Raw genomic sequence first — 16377 nt, 5'->3', positions numbered from 1 at the left:
GCAAAGAGACGGGTATCATAGCCAAGTCCGCCCTCTTCCCGTCTATTTTTGATGATCGCACCTTATAACGTCACCTCCCACGACGCCGACTACGTCCCCGACGAAATCGACGACCGCCCCAGCAAGTCGCAGATCAAGCGCGAAATGAACGATCTGCTCGATCTGGGCCGGGAGCTCGTCGAGCTGTCGAACGACCGGCTCAAGCAGTTGCCGATCTCCGAGCGGCTGTATGAGGCCATCCGCACGGCGCAGAAGGTGCCGCCGTCGACCCGCGAGGGCCGCCGCCGCGCAGTGCATTTCGTGGGCAAGCTGATGCGCGATGCCCCGGCCGATGAGATTCGGGCGCAGCTCGATACCTGGAAAAACGGCTCGCGCGAAGAAACCGCCGCGATGCACCGGCTCGAGTCGATGCGCGACCGACTGCTCACCAATGACGACACCCTGACGCAACTGCTGGAACGCAACCCCGACGCCGATATCCAGGCGTTGCGCGCAGCCATCCGCGGCGCGCGCAAGGAAGCGGAGCAGAACGTGCATCTGCAACCCGGGCAGGAACCGCAGCGCAAGCATTACCGCGCGCTGTTTCAAATGCTGAAGGGCATGCAGCATTAACGTTCGACCGTCCGCGACGGGTGCCACATGCGCATCCGCCGAGTCGTTTTTCTCTCCTCGCTCACCACTTTGCTCATGACCTCGCCTACCGATCTGCTCGACTGCGTTGAAATCGAAACCGCGCCCACGCCTACGCACAGCGTGATCTGGCTGCACGGACTGGGCGCCGACGCCAACGATTTCGTGCCGGTGGTGCCGGAACTGCGTTTGCCGAGTGCGTTGGCCGTGCGTTTCGTCTTTCCGAATGCGCCGGTACAGCCGGTCACGATCAATGGCGGCATGGTGATGCGCTCGTGGTACGACATTCTGGTCATGGATCTCGTGCGACAGGAAGATGCGGCGGGCATCCGCCGCTCGCAGGCAGCCATCGAAGCGCTGATCGCACGCGAAAACGAGCGCGGCATTCCCACGGAGCGCATCGTGTTGGCCGGCTTCTCGCAAGGCTGCGCCATGACGTTGCACACGGGCTTGCGTCTGAAAGAAAAGCTGGCGGGCATGATCGGCCTGTCGGGCTACCTGCCGCTGATCGACATGGCCGCTTCCGAACACACCCCCCACAACACCGATACGCCGATCTTTCTGGCGCATGGCACGTACGATCCCGTGGTGGCGCTGGTGCGCGCAGAAGCGTCCCGCGAGCGACTGACACAGCTGGGATACACAGTGGAGTGGCACACATATCCGATGCCGCACGCCGTCAATCCGCAAGAGATCGCCGATATCGCCGCGTTCCTGCGCCGCGTGCTGGTGTAGCGGGAAAAGCCCGCTTTATGGTGTGAGAGGCCAAGCCCTCTTCAAGCGATCGCCGGCCCCGCCGGCGCTTCCGGCTCCAGATCGAGCCACACGCGCCGCATGGTTGGGTCGTCGTGATCGCGGTCGTTCTTGAATCCCAGGCTCGTCATCAACGACAGCATCGGCCGATTGGCGGCCAGTACCAGCCCATCGATATAAGCCAGGTGCTGTTCGCGGGCAGCGTCGATCAGCGCCGTCATCAACGCCTTGCCCAATCCGCGCTGCTGCCAATCGTCTGCCACCACCAACGCATACTCCGCACCGCGCCCATCCGGATTGCGCAGATAGTGCGCCAATCCGATGATCACCTCATGCGGATGCCCGCGGTTTTCAGGGTTGGGCACCTGCGTGGCGGCGACCAGGGCCAGCTCACGGTGATAGTCGATTTGCGTATAGCGGGCGACGAGTGTGGGCGTGAGTTCGCGCATCATCGACACGAACCGCATGTAGCGCGACCGCTCCGAGAGTTCGCGGATAAAGGTCTGAAGGGCCGATCCATCCTCGGGACGAATCGGCCGCAGCGTCCAGCGCAGCCCATCCTCGAATCGCCGCGCCTGCACGTAGCGCGCGGGATACGGATGAATCGCCATGTGCGGGTACCCGCTCGCCTGCGGGAGTTCGGTCACCGGCTGCGCCGTAAGCACGATCTTCACCGCGCCGGCGTACAGGCCGTTCTCACCCACATACAGCGGATCGATTTCCAACACGTCGACGTCGGGGAGCTCGGCGGCAATCTCGGAAACGTCCATCACGGCCCGCTGCAGGATCTCGGACGTGTCTTCGTTCACACGCGGTGCCAGCACGTGACGCCACACGCGGCTGCGCGCGATGAGCTGGCGCGCCAGGAAATGATTGAGGGGCGGCAGATCCATGCCGCGATCGCTCAAGCTGAGGATGGCATCCGGACCGCCGGCGCCGAAGCGCAGCACCGGCCCGAAATGATCGTCACGGCGTAGCCGGATGGCCATCGGCCGAGGCAGCGCCCCCTCGATCGGCTTGCCGGTGGCGGTGAGCGCCTGAACCGGTGCCCGAAAGGCGGCCAGCAATGCCCAGCATGCCTCGTGCGACAGCTCGAGGTGCCCGGCTGCGCGGGCGGCGGCGATGATGGCGCGGGCGGCGTCCAGATCGGCGCGATAAGCGCGCGTGTCCGGCGGCTGGGTTTGCAGCAGCAATTGCTGGTTGTAGTAGTGCGCCGAGAGGACGCCGAGCGCATCGGCAGCGGATTCGGGTGTGCGAAACGCGGGCGTGCCGGCATCGTCGAGAATGCGCCGCAAGGGGCGCATGCCGGCGTCGCCCATGAAACAGGTCACCACGGGCTTGCGGGCGCGCGGCGCCAACACGGCCAACTGCGCCGCCACAGCGGGTAGATCGGCCAGGGCGTCAGGTGCCAACAGCACCAGCAAGCCGTCCACGCCGGTATCGTCCAGCACGATGTCGACGATCGCCTGCATGCGCTCGGCCGTCAACGGCACATAGGTGATGACGGGATTGTCGATGGCCGCGTCGGGTTCGAGCTGCTGGGCGAGCGCACGCTGGGTCGCAGACGACAATTCGGCGCGCTGGATCGCGGCCTCCGGCCCAATCAGGTCCAGGGCCAACTGCGGCGGTCCGCTGCCGTTGGAAATCAACGCCACGCGCTGCCCGCGCGGGCGGCGGTTATAGCCCAGCACCTTCACCGCCGAAAACAACTGCACGAAATAACGCACGCGCACCGCGCCTGCGCGGCGCAAGGCGGCGTCGAACACCGCATCGCTGCCCTCGGCATCGTGACGGCCCGCCTTGAGTACCACCACCGGCTTGACGCTGGCGGCCGCACGCATTGCACTCATGAACTCGCGCGCCGGGCCCACATCTTCGATATACAGCGCAATGCTGTCGGTACGCGGATCGGACGCCAGGTAATCCAGCACTTCAGCCAGCCCGACGACCGCCTCGTCGCCCAATGCCACCGCGGTGGAAAAGCCGATGTGAACGTCGTCGGCCCAATCCATGACCGCCGCCATGATGGAACGCGACTGCGCCACCAGTGCCACCCGGCCAATACGCGCAAGCGCCGGATGCTGACTGAAGTTGAAACCGGCATGAGAACGCTGCACGCCAAACGATCTTGGCCCCAGCACCTGGCAATCGTGCGCGCGCGCCCACTCGCGGCAGAGCGCCGCCGTGCCGCGCGGGTAAGGGTCGGGCAGCGGATGCGGCAGGAGGATGAGTCCGCGCGGCGCGCCGGGCGCCAGACGGCGCAGCGTTTCGGGCAACACCGCGGGGGAAACGCACACGAGTGCGAGGTCAGGCCGCGCGCCGGGATCGACCCCTTCGAATACATCCGGCATGTCGGGCGCAATGCCCTCGCCGCACATCACCATCGTCGTGCACGACTTGAGCGCGGCAGGCAGCCACTGCGCTACCGGCAAGGGGCGATCGGTGACGACCACGAGCGACCGGGGTTCGAATAATGGAGCCAGGGCGTGACGCAACATGGGTGTGAACGCGCTCTACTCTAAAATGGGGGTTATCCGTAACGATACACCGCCTCAAGGTTATGACTTCTTCCGCTCCCAACGCTATCCGCACGCGCTTCGCCCCCTCCCCCACCGGCTTCCTGCATTTGGGCGGCGCGCGCACCGCGCTGTTCTCGTGGGCGTTCGCTCGGCACCACAAGGGCGTGTTCGTGCTTCGCATCGAGGATACCGATGTGGAACGCTCCACACCGGAAGCCGTGCAGGCAATTCTGGACAGCATGCAGTGGTTGGGCATGGGCCCGGACGAAGGCCCGTTCTACCAGATGCAGCACATGGATCGCTACCGCGAAGTCGTCGCGCAAATGCTGGCCGCCGGCACCGCCTATCACTGCTACAGCTCGCCCGACGAAGTGGAAGCCATGCGCGAGAAAGCGCGTGCCGAGGGACGCAAGCCGCGTTATGACGGCACATGGCGGCCCGCGCCCGGCAAAACCTTGCCCCCGGTGCCCGAAGACCGCCGCCCGGTCGTGCGCTTCGCCAACCCGCAATCGGGCGTGACGAGCTGGGACGACATGATCAAGGGCACGATCACGTTCGATAACGGCGAACTCGACGACCTGATCATCGCGCGTCCGGATGGCACGCCTACCTATAATTTCTGCGTGGTGGTTGACGACTGGGACATGAAAATCACGCATGTGCTGCGCGGCGACGACCACGTCAACAACACCCCGCGTCAGATCAATATCCTGCGCGCCCTGGGCGCCACGCTGCCCGAGTATGGGCATGTGCCGATGATCCTGGGTCCGGACGGCGAGAAGCTGTCGAAGCGCCACGGCGCCGTCAATGTGATGGCCTACGACGACGAGGGCTATCTGCCCGAGGCGATGGTCAATTATCTGGCGCGCCTGGGCTGGAGCCACGGCGACGACGAATTGTTCACGCGCGACCAACTGGTGGCGTGGTTCGACACCAAGCATCTCTCGAAATCGGCGTCACAGTGGGATCCCAAGAAGCTCAATTGGGTAAACGCGCATTACATCAAGCACATGGACGACGCTGAATTGGCCGCCCGCGTAGCACCGCGGATCGTCAAACGCGGCGGCAACCCGGACGCCACCGATCTGCCCGCCGTGATGGGGCTGCTGAAGGATCGTGCCGAAACGCTCGAGCAGCTGGCCGATGGTGCCATGCTCTTCTGCGGCGAATTCAAAGGCGCCCCGGCCGAACTGGCCGCCCAGCATCTGACCGATCCGGCCCGTGAAGCGCTGCGTGACTTCGCGCAACGTGCCGCAAATGTCGAGTGGACGCGTGAAGCGTTGTCGGCCACGATCAAGCAGGTATTGGCGGATCGCGGCATGAAGATGCCGCAATTGGGCATTCCTCTGCGCATCGCCGTGACGGGGCAACAGCAAACGCCGGCCATCGACGCGGTGCTGGCCATCCTGGGCCGCGACACGGTGCTGGCGCGCTTGGGCAGCGTATGAACGGGCGGTAGCCCACACAGGCTGCGCCACCCCGAGCGCACCACAAAAAGCCGGAACCTAGCGTTCCGGCTTTTTTTTTGCTCAACGCATGGCGTTCGGTATCGGGCCGAACGCTTTTTCGGGGTAGCGTCAGGCGCCCCCCTTGCCGGCTCAGCTCAGGCGCTTGCCTGGGTGCTCACTTCGGTGCTCACTCAGGTGCTCACTCAGGTGCTCACTCAGGTGCTTACTCAGTTGCTTACTTTGGCGCTCACAATCGCCGCGTAAAGACGCGTGCGCTACACGGCACGTCCTTTACGCCGCAATGCTGCGCCAAACGCGAGTCCCAGCAGCGGCAGCAGCAAGGCCGAACTGCCGAAGATCCAAACGGCCCCCGCCGCATCGACCAGCATGCCGGCGATCGCCACCCCTACGGCCTGCCCCATGAAGAGACACGAGGCAAACCACGCCACCGCCGTGCCGCGCGCTTCCGGCACCATTTGCGTGGCATTGGTTTGCAAGGTGGCGTGCAGCAGGTAATAACCGAAGCCGGCCAGCACGCTTGCCGCCAGGCTTACCGCCCAGATCGGCCCGATCAGATACAGCAGGAACGCCAGCCCCAGCACAAAGCCACCGGCCATGACCATGCCGCTTTCGCCCAATCGCGCCACCACCCGGCGCGCGACCACGGTGTAGGCAAGGCCGCCGGCGGCATACACCGCGACCACGGCGCCTGCCAAGGTGAGCGACAAACCGAAGCGGGTGTGAAGATATGCCGGCGCAAAGGCCAATGAACCGAACACCAGCAGACCTTCGATGAACACGGTGGCCAACACCACGCGCGCCCACGGCGTGCGCCAGACGACGGCCGCTTGCGCCACGAAGCGGGGCCGTGCCTGCCCGCCGGTAGGCACATCGTGCGTCTCGCGCTGGCGCCGCAACTCGCGCTGCAGCAGCACGCCCACCACGAGATAGCCCACCACCAGCAGGGCGAAAGCCCAGCGCCAGCCGACCGTGTCGGCAAACACGCCGCCCAGCACCTGGCCGGTCGACATGCCCAGAATGGTGCCCGTCAAAAACCGCGCCAGCGTTTCCTGCCGGCGCTCATACGGCACGTTATCGCCGATCCACGCCATCGAGAGCGGCACGATGCCCGCGCCGGCCGCACCGGACACCGCGCGCGCGGCGATCAATACCGGTAACGAACTGGCCAGCGCCGCGACCGAGCTCCCGATCGCGCACGCCAACGTGGCGAATGCAATCACCCGGTATTTGCCGTAGCGATCGCCCACAGGCCCGAAAACGATCTGCACGAAGCCGTAGGCCACCGCGAAGGCAGTGACCACATAAGCGGCACCGCCGGTGGTGGTGCCGAAATCGAGGGCGAGCTGCGGCAGCATCGCATCGCAGACCCGGAACGCGCTGGAGCTGACGAACGCTGCCAGCGCCAGCAGCGTGATCGCCCGCCGTTCGTCGGCGGGGTTCAAGGCAGACGGTAGTTCGGCGCCATCTTCTTGGCCGATGACGACTGCCCGCCCTTGATGTCTTCGCGCAGCGTCATGCGTTGCGCATCGACGCGCTCGACGCGATAACGATTGCGATAGATGGGATCTTCGATATCGACCGGTTCGCCGTTGGAGCGCGTCGTCTGCATCGTGTAGATGCCGTTCGTGTAGGTCCAGCATCCCGTTTCACGCAGCGCCGGACGAACCCGCTTGCCCACTTTGAGCTGCGATTCGTAGCTCATGGTGCCGTCCGGCTTGAGCACCGTCACGGTCTGCATTTGACCGGCCATCCCGCGCGGCGTCGACACCGCATACCACGTACCAACCAAGGGGCTCGACGCCTCTTGCGCCTGGCATGCAATCACGCCGGCGGCATTGGCCGACGCAGCGCCGGAAGCGGCACTGGCGGGCGGCGCGGCGGGTTTCTTGACAGCGCAGCCAGCAAGGGCCAACGCGGCGCATGCGCCCAAGACGGCATGCGTAAGAGGACGACTCATCAACACGTTCAAAACCTTTTGAATACGCGGCACCGCAAGGCGCGTGGCCACTCACGCACTCTAAATAGCCTGCCGCGAAGACGCAATATCGCGTTTGGCGCTAGTGCAATTGCGCAACACTTGGTATGGACTCGGTGTGCCTTGGTGTGGACTCGATGCTCGCTCGATCTGCGCTCGATGTGCGCTCGGCATGCACGCGTTATGCATTCAAGCGCTCCGCACCCCGGCTTCTACAGCGGCAGCTTCACGTCGTGCTTGATCTCGCGCAGCGCCACGATCGTGCGCGTTTGACGAATCCCGGGCAGGTTGAACAGGAACCGATGCAGAAACCGATCGTAGTCTTCGGCGCTCTCCACAAGAATCTTGAGCAGGAAATCCGAGTCGCCCGTGACGGCATAGCACTCGAGAATTTCCGGCGCGTCGCGAACCGATCGTTCGAAGTGCTCCACCACGCTGGTGGAATGCCGTTCGAGGCTCACATGCGCAAACATGCACGCCTTCAAATCCGTCTTCGACCGGTCGACGTGGGCACCGTAGCCCACGATCACGCCTTGCGCCTCGAGTGCCTTGACCCGCCGCCACACGGGCGCGGCCGACAAACCCACTTTTTCCGAGAGCTGCTGCGCCGAAGCGCGGCCGTCCTCCTGCAGTGCACGCAGGATCCCCAAATCCGTCTTATCCATGTCCCCTCCTTTTGATTGGCCAACGTGTTCGTCACTCACGCCCGACCGAATCCTTGTCGATCGATGCGAGCAGCCGGTGCGCCGAAGGTTTCAGCAACGCTCAAACGCCTCCCGACACCCGAACATCGGATTTTGAGGCCAACAGCCGTTATATGGCCATCAAACGAAACATTCATTTCAAATCATAGGGAATTCACGCGTCGATTACGCAATAAAACCCTTGTGCGAGAAGCCTATCATGGCTAAAACGAGGAGACATGCCCAATGGACGGCACCCGCCATACCGATCTGGATTCGCACCCTGCCGCGCCAGGCAATGCAGCACTTGAACCTGAAGCATCCACTGCCGCATTTCCGGCCACTGCAGCACGTGGTGCCGCCCTGCCGGCAGATGCCCCACACGACGCTGCGCAAGCTTCCAGTGAGCTGGACACCGATTACGCCCTGAGCGACAACCTGTCGCGCACCAGCGGCCGCATCTTCCTCACCGGCACGCAAGCCCTCGTGCGCATGCTGCTCACGCAACATCGCCTCGATCGCGCGGCTGGCCTGAACACCGCCGGGTTCGTGAGCGGCTATCGCGGCTCGCCCCTGGGTGGTGTCGATATGGCGTTGTGGCGCGCGAAGAAGGCGCTCGACGCCGAAAACATCACGTTCGTACCGGCCATCAACGAAGACATGGCCGCGACGGCCCTCATGGGCACGCAGCAGGCGGGCATGCGCCAGGATCGCACGGTCGATGGCGTCTTCGGCATGTGGTACGGCAAGGGTCCGGGCGTGGATCGCGCCGGCGACGCGTTGCATCACGGCCATGCGGCAGGTGCCTCGCGCCACGGCGGCGTGCTTGTGGTGGTGGGTGACGACCACACGGCCGTGTCCTCGTCGATTCCGCACGCAAGCGAACCATCGCTGATCGGCTGGCAAATGCCGATCCTCAATCCGTCGACCGTGGCCGAGTATGAAACCTACGGCTTATATGGATGGGCGTTGTCGCGCTATGCCGGCGCATGGGTCGCCTTCAAGGCCTTGTCGGAAACCATCGAAAGTGGGCGTGCGTTCGACGTCTCGGCACCGGCTCAGTTCGCCATGCCGCCTGCGGCCGATGCCGACGATCTCGAGTATGGCGCCCGCGATTTCCTGTCGCTGGCCATCGAGGCCCGCATCGATCGGCGCATGTTGGCGGTGGCAGATTTCGCGCGCACGCACAGCATCGATACCGTCGTGCGCGCCGCACCTGGCGCCCGCATGGGCCTGATCACCGTCGGCAAAGCGCATCTGGACGTCATGGAATTGCTGGCCCGCGCCGGGCTTGACGATGCCGAGGGCACCGACGCCTTGCGTATCTACCGCCCCGGCCTGACCTGGCCGCTGGATCGCGATCGTCTGCTGGCCTTTGCCGAGGGCCTGGACCACATCATGGTGGTCGAGGAAAAAGGCGCCGTCGTCGAAACGCAGGTCAAGGAGATGCTTTTCAACCGCGCCACCCGCCCAAGCGTGGTCGGCAAGCGCGACATGGATGGCGCAGGCCTCATTCCGTCGGCCGGCCAGTTGCGCCCGTCGTTGCTGGCCGCCCCCCTGCTGCGCTGGATCGCGGCCCATGGCGGCGCCGATCGTCTGGCGCATCTCGCGGCATTCACCTGTCCGGAATCGCTCAACAACGACGCGGATGGCATGCGTCGCAAGCCCTACTTCTGTTCGGGCTGTCCGCACAACACCTCGACCAAGGTGCCGGAAGGCAGCCAGGCGCAGTCCGGCGTGGGGTGCCATTACATGGCCGCGTGGATGGACCGCGACACGGGCGGACTCACGCAAATGGGCGGGGAAGGCGTCGATTGGGTTGGCCTGTCGCGCTATACGACCATGCCACATGTGTTCCAGAACATGGGCGAAGGCACGTACTTCCACTCGGGTTACCTGGCCATTCGCCAAGCCGTTGCCGCCAATGCCACCATCACCTACAAGATCCTGTTCAATGACGCAGTCGCGATGACGGGCGGTCAACCGGTCGACGGCCCCATCTCCGTGCCGCAGATCAGCCGGCAAATGTCCAGCGAGGGCGTCAAGCGCGTCGTCGTCACTTCCGACGAGCCCGAAAAATACGCTGGTGTGGACATGGGTGCGGGTGTCGTGGTGCATCACCGCCGCGAACTCGATCGCCTGCAACGCGAGTTGCGCGAGATTGCAGGCGTGACGATCCTGATTCACGACCAAACCTGCGCCGCCGAAAAACGCCGCCGCCGCAAGAAGAACGCTTACCCCGATCCCGCCCGCCGACTGGCGATCAACACCGCCGTGTGCGAAGGCTGCGGCGATTGCGGCGTGCAGTCGAACTGCCTGTCGGTGGTGCCGGTCGAGACACCGTATGGCCGCAAACGCGCCATCGATCAATCGAGCTGCAATAAAGACTACAGCTGCGTCGACGGCTTCTGCCCGAGTTTCGTGTCGGTAATGGGTGGTGCGCCCCGCAAAACCGCCGCCCCCCAGGCGGAGCGCACGCGCCTGGCCGACGCGATCGCCACCCTGCCCCTGCCCGCGCCCGCGTCACAAGACGGCGTATACAGCCTGCTCGTGGCCGGCATGGGCGGCACCGGCGTGATCACGATCGGCGCACTCGTGTCGATGGCCGCGCACCTGGAAGGCCGCAGCACCTCGGTGCTGGATCTCACCGGCCTGGCGCAGAAGGGCGGCACGGTGATCAGCCATATCCGCATCGGTACGGCTCAGGCGGCCCCCGGCCCCGTGCGCATCGACTGGCAGCAAGCCGATACCGCCATCATGTGCGACCCGGTGGCCGCGGTATCGCCCGAATCGCTGGGCGCGCTGCGCCACGGTCACACGCATGTGATCGCCAATACATATGTGGCACCGCTCTCCGAATTCACGCGTAATCCGGATGCGGCCTTTCGCCCCGAGTCGCTGCTGGCCAAGATCCGCCATGCCGTCGGCGAGGCGCACGCCGAATCGCTCGATGCCCATCAGATCGCGGTTGCGCTGTTCGGCGACAGCATTCTCTCGAACATCTTCCTGCTCGGCTACGCCTGGCAGCGGGGCTGGGTGCCGGTGTCGCATGCCGCGCTCAAGCGCGCCATCGAACTCAACAACGTGGCGGTGCAAAAGAACACCGAAGCTTTCGACTACGGCCGGCTGGCGGCACAGCAGCCGGAGGCGCTCGCTGCTGCGTTGCGCCCCGCCGCCCAAGTGGTGCAACTGACGATTCCGGAATCGTTCGATAAGCGTCTGGCTCGCGGCATTGCCGATCTCACCCGCTACCAGGACGCCGCCTATGCTCGCCGATACGAAGCGATCGTGCGTGGCGTAGCCGAACGCGAACGCGCCGTGCATCCGGATGGCGCATTGCGTCTGGCGCCGGTCGTGGCGCGCGAGCTCTATCGGCTGATGGCCTACAAGGATGAGTACGAGGTCGCTCGCCTCTTTACGGACGGCGCCTTCGAAGCGCAACTCGGCGCGCAATTCGAAGGCGACTACAGCCTGCGCTTTCATATGGCGCCGCCGCTCCTGGCCCGCAAGGATCCTCGCACCGGGGTACCGCGCAAGATGACATTCGGTCCGCGCATGATGCCGGCCCTGCGACTGCTGGCGCGGTTCAAACGGGTGCGCGGCACATGGCTCGACCCATTCGGCTACACTGCCGACCGCCGCACGGAACGCGCGATGATCCAGACCTATGTCGCGGCCATCGACACGCTCTGCGGCAGGTTGGACGCCGCCCGCCTGGGCGAGGCGGTGCGTATCGCCAGCCTGGCAGAAAAAGTGCGAGGCTACGGTCACGTGAAAGATAAGAACATTCTTAAATTTCATGAAGACTTGAGTCGCGCACTGCAGGCCTACGATATGCCTCATTCTCCGGTCGAAGATCTACGAAAAACCGCTTGAAACGGCATTCTAAGTAGTCACTTCGCCCGCCGTGCAGGCTCTGCGCGCCGGGCGATTTTGTTTTTTCCAAGGCAGGTTCGAATTTGCATTTTTCGTCGGGTTCGTCAAGTAAACTTTAGACTTGATCCGAACGGCCAAGGTCACTAGAATTGGTGCCGACGCCACGGGCACACACCACATCTAGTGGCTGGAGAGGGAAAAAGTCTAATCCTTCTAGCGCGCCGCAGTCGTAGTTGACTCACCCGTCTCACGATTTCCAGCATCACCCCACTTACTTCGGAATTGGCCTTCGATGGGCCGATTCCTTCATCACGCATTCCACGCACACTAGGAGCTTCCATGCAGACGACCTCCTCTACCGAGACACGGCAAGGTGCCGTTCCCCAGCAGTCGAAAGACGGCGCCCAGGCGCCCGCCGGGCAATGGGGCAGCTTTAACATCATTCGCCGCAACGGTTCCGTCGTACCGTTCGAGCCCAGCAAGATCGCGATCGCATTGACCAAGGCCTTCCTGGCGGTCAACGGCGGCCAGGGCGCCGCCTCCGCCCGCGTGCGCCAGCTCGTCGAAGAGCTCACCCGCCAGTCGGTGTCTGCCCTCGTGCGCAACCGCCCCAGCGGCGGCACGTTCCATATCGAAGACGTCCAGGATCAGGTCGAACTGGCGCTGATGCGCTCGGGCGAACATGACGTGGCGCGTGCCTACGTGCTGTACCGCGAGAAGCGCACGCAAGAGCGCGCCGCGACCGCCGGCACGGCTGCCCCCGCCCCCAAGAACGAACTCGGTCTGAACATTACGGATAACGGCGTGAAGCGCCCGCTGGATCTGGCGTCGCTGCGCGACACCATCGACGCCGCGGGACTCGGCCTGACCGAGTTCATCGACACCGAAGCCATTCTTAAAGAAACCATCAAGAACCTGTACGACGGCATCCCCGTCGACGAAGTGTTCAAGTCGGCGATTCTGTCGGCACGCGCGCTGGTCGAAAAAGATCCCGCCTACAACCAGGTCACGGCCCGTCTGCTGCTGCACACGATCCGCAAGGAAGTGCTGGGCGAAGAAGTGCGCCAAGGCGCGATGAACGAGCGCTACGCCGTCTACTTCCCCACGTTCATCCAGCGCGGCATCGACAACGGCCTGCTCGACGCCAAGCTTGCAACGTTCGATCTGGATCGTCTGGGCAAGGCCCTGAATGCCGATCGCGATCTGCAATTCGGCTACCTCGGTCTGCAAACGCTGTATGACCGCTATTTCCTGCACATTCGCAACACCCGCATCGAATTGCCGCAGGTGTTCTTCATGCGCGTGGCCATGGGCCTGGCGCTGGGCGAAAAAGACCGCGAAGCGCGCGCCATCGAGTTCTACGAGATTCTTTCCTCGTTCGACTTCATGAGCTCCACGCCCACGCTCTTTAACGCCGGCACACTGCACTCGCAGTTGTCGTCGTGCTATCTGACCACCGTGGCCGATAACCTCGAAGGCATCTACGACGCGATCAAGGAAAACGCCTTGCTGGCCAAGTACGCCGGCGGCCTGGGCAACGACTGGACGCCCGTACGCGCGCTGCGCAGCCACATCAAGGGCACCAACGGCGAAAGCCAGGGCGTCGTGCCGTTCCTGAAGGTCGTCAACGACACCGCCGTCGCGGTCAACCAGGGCGGCAAGCGCAAGGGCGCCGTGTGCACGTACCTCGAAACGTGGCACCTGGATATCGAAGAATTCCTGGAACTGCGCAAGAACACGGGCGACGAGCGCCGCCGCACGCACGACATGAACACGGCGAACTGGATTCCCGATCTGTTCATGAAGCGTGTGATGGAAAACGGCGAATGGACATTGTTCTCGCCGTCGGACACGCCGGACCTGCACGACAAGGTCGGCCGCGCCTTCGAGGCCGCTTACCTGGGCTACGAAAACAAGGTCGCCACCGGCGAGCTGACGCTCTTCAAGAAAATGCCCGCCATGACGTTGTGGCGCAAGATGCTGTCGATGCTGTTCGAAACCGGCCATCCCTGGATCACGTTCAAGGACCCGTGCAATATCCGTTCGCCCCAGCAACACGTGGGCGTCGTGCACAGCTCGAACCTGTGCACCGAGATCACGCTGAACACGAACGAGTCGGAGATCGCGGTCTGCAACCTGGGTTCGGTCAACCTGGTCGCTCACATGAAACCGTCGGCCAACGGCGGCTTCGAGCTGGATCACGCCAAGATCGAGCGCACGGTGAACATCGCCATGCGCATGCTCGACAACGTGATCGACATCAACTATTACGCCGTCGACAAAGCGGCGAACTCGAACAAGCGTCACCGCCCGGTGGGCATGGGCATCATGGGCTTCCAGGATTGCCTGCACATGATGCGTCTGCCGTACGCCTCGCAGGGCGCCATCGAATTCGCCGATCGCTCGATGGAAGCGGTGTGCTATTACGCATACTCGGCGTCGAGCAAGCTGGCCGGCGAACGCGGCCGCTACGAATCGTTTGCCGGTTCGCTGTGGGATCGTGGCATCCTGCCGCAAGACACGCTCGCCCTGCTCGCCGAAGAGCGCGGCGGTCACGTCGAAGTGGATACGTCGAGCACGCTCGATTGGTCCGCGTTGCGCGCCAGCATCAAACAAAACGGCATGCGGAATTCGAATTGCGTCGCAATTGCCCCAACGGCGACGATTTCCAATATTATTGGTGTATCTGCGTGCATCGAGCCGACATTCCAAAACTTGTACGTCAAATCGAATCTCTCCGGCGAGTTCACGGTCGTTAACGAGTATCTCGTTCGCGATCTCAAGAAGCTCGGTCTCTGGGACGAAGTCATGGTCGCCGACCTCAAGTACTTCGACGGGAGCCTTTCCCGCATCGATCGCGTACCGGCCGAATTGCGTGGCCTTTATGCCACCGCATTTGAAGTTGAGCCGAACTGGCTCGTCGAATGCGCCTCGCGTCGCCAGAAATGGATCGACCAAGCGCAATCGCTCAACATTTACATGGCAGGCGTGTCGGGCAAGAAGCTCGACGACACCTACAAGCTGGCTTGGCTGCGTGGTCTGAAGACCACCTACTATCTGCGCACCATGGGTGCAACGAGCGCCGAGAAGTCCACGGGTCGTGGCGGCGAACTGAACGCCGTATCGTCGGGCGGGCAAAGCGGTGTTGCCGCTGTTGCCGCCGCTCCCAACTTGCCGGAACCGGAAGTCGTCGGCGCGGCCTGCACGATGCGACCCGGTGACGCCGGGTTTGACGAGTGCGAAGCCTGCCAATAACCGACGCTGGAGAAAGCATTCATGATTAATTGGGACGACGAACCTCTCGCCACGCAACCCGCTCCGACGCCCGCGTCGGGTCGCGGGCCTGCCCAGGCCGAGCCGGTGCGCGCGGCAAGCAACGCGTTCAACGACGCGGCACTGCCTCAGCCCGCCCCCGCCACTGCCGAACCGGAAGTGGACGAAGCCGCCACGGCGCATCGCGTCAAGGCGGCCGACAAGCGCATCATCAACGGCATGACCGACGTCAACCAACTGGTGCCGTTCAAGTACAAGTGGGCGTGGGAAAAATACCTCGCCACCTGCGCCAACCACTGGATGCCGCAGGAAGTGAACATGTCGCGCGACATCGCACTGTGGAAGAACCCCAACGGTCTGACCGACGACGAGCGCCGCATCGTCAAGCGCAACCTGGGTTTCTTCGTGACGGCCGATTCGCTGGCTGCCAACAACATCGTGCTGGGCACCTATCGCCACATCACCGCGCCTGAAGCGCGCCAGTTCTTGCTGCGCCAGGCGTTCGAAGAAGCGATTCACACGCACGCTTATCAGTACATCGTCGAAAGCCTGGATCTGGACGAAGCGGAAATCTTCAACGCGTACAACGAAGTGCCTTCGATTCGCGCGAAAGACGAGTTCCTGATTCCGTTCATCGACGCCATCGCCGATCCGCATTTCAAAACGGGCACGCCCGATGCGGACCAGACGCTGTTGAAGTCGTTGATCGTCTTCGCATGCCTGATGGAAGGACTGTTCTTTTACGTGGGCTTTACCCAGATTCTGGCGTTGGGCCGTCAGAACAAGATGACCGGCGCCGCCGAGCAGTACATGTACATCCTTCGCGATGAATCCATGCACTGCAACTTCGGCATCGATCTGATCAATACGGTGAAGCTCGAAAATCCGCATCTCTGGACGCCGGCATTCCGCGAAGAAATTCGCGAACTCTTCCGCAAAGCGGTCGAACTGGAATACGCTTACGCCGAAGACACGATGCCGCGCGGTGTTTTGGGTTTGAATGCACCGATGTTCAAGTCGTATCTTCGCTTCATTGCAAACCGTCGTTGCCAGCAAATCGGTATCGAGCCGCTCTACGCGCAGGAAGAAAATCCCTTCCCGTGGATGGCCGAAATGATCGACCTGAAGAAGGAACGCAACTTTTTTGAAACACGCGTGATCGAATATCAGACCGGAGGCGCGCTGAACTGGGAGTGATC

10 protein-coding genes are annotated in these 16377 nt (G+C 63.4%); 6 read left to right on the top strand and 4 right to left on the bottom strand.

Going from position 1 to position 16377, the window contains the following annotated elements; translation table 11 throughout:
- Positions 1-51: 51 nt before the first annotated feature.
- Positions 52-612, top strand: coding sequence for a ribosome biogenesis factor YjgA (yjgA, locus tag EYW45_RS07220; protein WP_161134724.1), 561 nt, complete (start codon positions 52-54; stop codon positions 610-612).
- Positions 613-687: 75 nt separating this feature from the next.
- The gene (locus EYW45_RS07215) at positions 688-1365 is read left to right on the top strand and encodes an alpha/beta hydrolase (protein ID WP_161134723.1); all 678 of its coding nucleotides are present in this window, start codon (positions 688-690) and stop codon (positions 1363-1365) included.
- A 41-nt stretch (positions 1366-1406) separates the two neighbouring features.
- Here the strand turns inward: EYW45_RS07215 and EYW45_RS07210 are convergent, their stop codons facing one another.
- Positions 1407-3881, bottom strand: coding sequence for a bifunctional acetate--CoA ligase family protein/GNAT family N-acetyltransferase (locus tag EYW45_RS07210; RefSeq protein ID WP_161134722.1), 2475 nt, complete (start codon positions 3879-3881; stop codon positions 1407-1409).
- A gap of 62 nt (positions 3882-3943) precedes the next feature.
- On the opposite strand from EYW45_RS07210, the gene gltX reads away from it, so the two are divergent.
- On the top strand, positions 3944-5350 hold the full coding sequence (gltX, locus tag EYW45_RS07205) for a glutamate--tRNA ligase (protein WP_161134721.1): 1407 nt from the start codon (positions 3944-3946) through the stop codon (positions 5348-5350).
- Between the two features lie 275 nt (positions 5351-5625).
- On the opposite strand, the gene EYW45_RS07200 is transcribed toward gltX, so the two are convergent.
- The 3 genes from EYW45_RS07200 to EYW45_RS07190 form a co-directional block, all read right to left on the bottom strand.
- Positions 5626-6813, bottom strand: coding sequence for an MFS transporter (locus EYW45_RS07200; protein ID WP_161134720.1), 1188 nt, complete (start codon positions 6811-6813; stop codon positions 5626-5628).
- Positions 6810-7328: a hypothetical protein gene (locus tag EYW45_RS07195; protein ID WP_161134719.1), complete on the bottom strand. Its 519-nt coding sequence runs from the start codon at positions 7326-7328 to the stop codon at positions 6810-6812. Before EYW45_RS07195 ends, EYW45_RS07200 begins: the two co-directional genes overlap by 4 nt.
- 230 nt (positions 7329-7558) lie before the next feature.
- Positions 7559-8011, bottom strand: coding sequence for an Lrp/AsnC family transcriptional regulator (locus tag EYW45_RS07190; RefSeq protein WP_161134718.1), 453 nt, complete (start codon positions 8009-8011; stop codon positions 7559-7561).
- 264 nt (positions 8012-8275) lie between these two features.
- On the opposite strand from EYW45_RS07190, the gene EYW45_RS07185 reads away from it, so the two are divergent.
- From EYW45_RS07185 to EYW45_RS07175, 3 genes are all read left to right on the top strand, one after another.
- Positions 8276-11905 (top strand): indolepyruvate ferredoxin oxidoreductase family protein, encoded by a 3630-nt coding sequence (locus EYW45_RS07185; protein ID WP_161134717.1) that lies wholly within the window; start codon positions 8276-8278, stop codon positions 11903-11905.
- Between the two features lie 339 nt (positions 11906-12244).
- Complete coding sequence (locus tag EYW45_RS07180; protein ID WP_161134716.1) at positions 12245-15160, top strand: ribonucleoside-diphosphate reductase subunit alpha; 2916 nt, start codon at positions 12245-12247, stop codon at positions 15158-15160.
- A gap of 21 nt (positions 15161-15181) precedes the next feature.
- The gene (locus EYW45_RS07175; RefSeq protein ID WP_161134715.1) at positions 15182-16375 is read left to right on the top strand and encodes a ribonucleotide-diphosphate reductase subunit beta; all 1194 of its coding nucleotides are present in this window, start codon (positions 15182-15184) and stop codon (positions 16373-16375) included.
- Positions 16376-16377: the final 2 nt, after the last annotated feature.

The organism is Schauerella aestuarii (genome assembly GCF_009866805.1).
GTDB classification, from domain to species: Bacteria; Pseudomonadota; Gammaproteobacteria; order Burkholderiales; family Burkholderiaceae_B; genus Schauerella; species Schauerella aestuarii.
The sequence above is the reverse complement of the archived record's forward strand: the minus strand, read 5'-3'. Positions and strand labels throughout refer to the sequence as shown.

What these genes read in the sequence shown, in the direction of transcription:
- yjgA (WP_161134724.1), top strand. Translation starts at nt 52, where the DNA reads ATGATCGCACCTTATAACGTCACCTCCCACGACGCCGACTACGTCCCC.
- EYW45_RS07215 (WP_161134723.1), top strand. Translation starts at nt 688, where the DNA reads ATGACCTCGCCTACCGATCTGCTCGACTGCGTTGAAATCGAAACCGCG.
- EYW45_RS07185 (WP_161134717.1), top strand. Translation starts at nt 8,276, where the DNA reads ATGGACGGCACCCGCCATACCGATCTGGATTCGCACCCTGCCGCGCCA.
- EYW45_RS07175 (WP_161134715.1), top strand. Translation starts at nt 15,182, where the DNA reads ATGATTAATTGGGACGACGAACCTCTCGCCACGCAACCCGCTCCGACG.
- EYW45_RS07195 (WP_161134719.1), bottom strand. Translation starts at nt 7,328, where the DNA reads ATGAGTCGTCCTCTTACGCATGCCGTCTTGGGCGCATGCGCCGCGTTG.
- gltX (WP_161134721.1), top strand. Translation starts at nt 3,944, where the DNA reads ATGACTTCTTCCGCTCCCAACGCTATCCGCACGCGCTTCGCCCCCTCC.
- EYW45_RS07190 (WP_161134718.1), bottom strand. Translation starts at nt 8,011, where the DNA reads ATGGATAAGACGGATTTGGGGATCCTGCGTGCACTGCAGGAGGACGGC.
- EYW45_RS07180 (WP_161134716.1), top strand. Translation starts at nt 12,245, where the DNA reads ATGCAGACGACCTCCTCTACCGAGACACGGCAAGGTGCCGTTCCCCAG.
- EYW45_RS07210 (WP_161134722.1), bottom strand. Translation starts at nt 3,881, where the DNA reads ATGTTGCGTCACGCCCTGGCTCCATTATTCGAACCCCGGTCGCTCGTG.